Source organism: Actinomadura logoneensis (assembly GCF_003428695.1).
GTDB lineage: Bacteria > Actinomycetota > Actinomycetes > Streptosporangiales > Streptosporangiaceae > Spirillospora > Spirillospora logoneensis.
Genome location: NZ_QURH01000400.1, coordinates 1 through 748, shown reverse-complemented (window position 1 = coordinate 748; position 748 = coordinate 1). Strand labels below are relative to the sequence as shown.

Genomic DNA, 748 nt, shown 5'->3' with positions numbered 1-748 from the left:
GGGTCGGGGTCGGGGGCGGGCAGGCCGTGCCCGGTCAGCCAGCGCGCCGCGTACGGGCGGACGTCCGGGTCGTCCACGGCCTCCCGGACGGGCGGCTCGGCCTCCGCGCCGAGCCGGTCCAGCACGGCGGCGGCCAGCACGCGCTCCCCCGCCCCGCCGTCGCGCATGACGGCGACCAGGTCGCGGCCGGCCTGCCGCTGGTCCCGGCCGCGCAGCCAGGCGGTGATCTCGTCGTCCAGGGTCTCGGGGCGGTGCAGGGCGAGACCGGCCACCAGCTCCCCGGCGGGGGCGTCGGCCAGCGCCCCGACGGCCGGGGCCCGGTAGCCGTCGGCGAGCAGCAGCTCGCGGACGCCCCAGACGCCGAGCGGCGTCAGCTCCAATCCCCCGGCGTCCGCGGCGCGCTCGGCATTCGCGTCCCGTCCGGCCACCACGCCCCACTCGGCCAGCTCGTCCAGATGGCGCCGGAGCGCGTCGGCCACCGCTTCGGCCACCTGTCCCGGGTCGCCGACGTCGTACGCCGCGTCGATGTGGTCGAGGAGGGCGCGGACCAGGTCGTCCGGCGTGGACGGCTCGCGCTGCTCGTACAGCTGGAGCAGGACGCCGGTCAGCTCGCCCCGGACGACGTCGGCCACCGTCACCGCGCCGTCCGAGGCCGGGCCCGCGGCGTCGCCGCCCGGCCGGACGGCTCCGGCGCTCGGCTGGCCGGTTCCGGTGCTCGGCGCGGGCGGGACGGCGGCCTCGTCGAAGC

At 79.8% G+C, this 748-nt stretch carries 1 pseudogene; it reads right to left on the bottom strand.

The window, feature by feature from the left end:
• Positions 1–748: pseudogene (locus tag DZF91_RS40070) on the bottom strand (hypothetical protein); the annotation flags it as partial.